At 62.6% G+C, this 2,086-nt stretch carries 2 protein-coding genes and 1 pseudogene; all 3 read right to left on the reverse strand.

What is annotated here, in order from left to right:
* A pseudogene (locus EOA24_RS35565) lies at nt 1–212 on the reverse strand (colanic acid biosynthesis glycosyltransferase WcaL); the annotation flags it as partial.
* 350 nt (nt 213–562) lie between these two features.
* A complete protein-coding gene (locus EOA24_RS35570) occupies nt 563–1,645 on the reverse strand; it encodes a glycosyltransferase (RefSeq protein WP_126079794.1) in 1,083 nt (360 codons plus the stop codon).
* Between the two features lie 35 nt (nt 1,646–1,680).
* The coding region (locus EOA24_RS35575; protein ID WP_133374802.1) for a UDP binding domain-containing protein at nt 1,681–2,086 on the reverse strand (406 nt) is incomplete at its 5' end.

Genomic DNA, 2,086 nt, shown 5'->3' on the forward strand with positions numbered 1-2,086 from the left:
GGTCGATAACGGCCGAGCCAGCCCCACCAGCACACGACTTTGCCGGGCAGACCCTTCCAGCGCCGATCGTCGACATTGACGTCCTTGCCGAAGGTCGTCTCGTTGCAGACGACCCCGACTTCCATGCCGCGCTCGAGGCAGCCTGCTATCTGGTCAAGGACAAAGGTCTCCGACAGGGAGGGGAACTTGTCGACGACGAAGCATATCCTCATTCTCGGCCCGCGCCCACGCCGGGATTCATCGGGCAGCCCGCCCACAACCAGGCCTGAACAAGGCAACCGGCCTTGCCCGCGGACTTCGGCGCGGCGTCTTCAGCCGTCAGGAAAAGTCGCACGACAGGGGCAACTGGATGGGAATCGTACTTGAGGCACACGACATGCAGCATTCATTCGACCGCTGTTGGCCCACCCGATGGGGATGGTAGTATAGGAATTGCTGCACTGCAACATTTCTGATGCAGCGCATTTGACTTTTCGTCCCGCGCCCGCGTTGGCACGAATTGTTGCATGCGACATAAACCGTTGCGAAGTGCCGGTTTCGCCTCGTGTCGCGGCAGTCCCGCTCAGGAAGCCTTGCGAAGGGACTGTCCTTCGACAGCACGATTCAGGACGTCCATGAACGTCGCGAACTGGTTGTCGGGGTTCATCTGCGGCCGCTCCGCAAACAGGCGAGCCGCCGCGGACATCCTGTCGTAATCGGCCTTGTCGGTCCATAGCCGCCGGATGGCAGCCACCCAGTCGGCGAGCGGAGCATCGTAATCCAGTATCACGCCGCCGTTGCCGATCGCTTCCGGGAGACCGCCGCGCCGGGATCCGACAACGGGAATGCCGCTGCAATGCGCCTCCGACGCGACCCTGCCCCAGGCTTCTTCCCATTTGCTGGGAGCAAGCAGGATCTTCGTGCGGCCGTAGACCGTCTTCATGTCGCTGGTACGGCTCTCGAGGACGGCATTGCCGAGCGAAGCAAGCGTCCGCTCGATCTCGGCCCGGTGATCGTCGTCGAGCATCCAGCTCTCAACGAACAGGAACGGGATTTCCGCGCATTCGCGGGCAATTTGGACGGCCAGTTCGAAACCCTTCTCGTTGTAAGGATTGATCATCGTCACGAACTCGCCGGTCGTCGGCGTGCTGTAGAAGGCAGGATTGATCGTGGGTGGAATCACCGTGGATTCAATGCCGAACTTCTCCTTGTAGGCACGAGCGGTGAATTCCGAATTGGCGATGTAGAGCGCGGACTCCAATTCGCGCGGGTCGCCGGCCAGTTCATCGAACTCGACGTTGCGCAGGTAAACGACCAGGGGCACGCCGAGGGCCTGCAATTCCTTGCCGATCGGCACGGATTTGTGACACTGGACGACCGCGACGTCGGACCGCAATCGCTCGATCGCGAAACCCGCCGCCTCCCACGGGAACCATGCCCGTACGACGGGATAGCCTGGGAACGTATCGATGACGGCGCGCTGGCGGAGCAGCTTCATCTTGGCGCGCGCCTTGAAGCCGAAAAAGCCGTCGCCGAACAAAGCGGCAAGCACCGAGGCCTCGTGGCCATGCTCGCGCAACTGCTCGACCAGATGATGCGTGCTCGACTGAACGCCACCGCTAAATTGCGGCGTGTAGCCGCTGCCGCCCGCAAACAGAACTTTCATAGTCTAGGCTCCTTGCTGTGCCCGCGCGGGCATCGTCATGCCGCCATCCTGCCGATCGAGAAATACTCGATGCCGTAGCGCGCGATCACCTTCGGATCGTAGAGGTTGCGGCCATCGAAGATGACCGGCGTGGTCAGCGAATCCTTGAGCGCGTCGAAGGACGGCGCGCGGAAGCTCTTCCATTCAGTGCAAATCAAAAGCGCGTCGGCGCCGCGCAGCGCCGCCTCCTTGGTGCCGCACAGCAGCAGGTCCTCGCGCAGGCCGTAGATGGCCTGGCACTCCTGCATCGCCTCCGGATCATAGGCCTGCACCTTGGCGCCGGCCGCCCACAGCGCTTCCATCAGCGTGCGCGACGGCGCCTCTCGCATGTCGTCGGTGTTGGGCTTGAAGGCCAGCCCCCAGACGGCGAACGTCTTGCCCCTGAGCGCGCCCTTGAAATAG

It is taken from the genome of Mesorhizobium sp. M2A.F.Ca.ET.039.01.1.1, assembly GCF_003998035.1.
Lineage (GTDB): Bacteria > Pseudomonadota > Alphaproteobacteria > Rhizobiales > Rhizobiaceae > Mesorhizobium.

Excerpts from the sequence above, each read along its gene's own strand:
- EOA24_RS35570 (WP_126079794.1), bottom strand. The coding sequence starts at position 1,645 with ATGAAAGTTCTGTTTGCGGGCGGCAGCGGCTACACGCCGCAATTTAGC.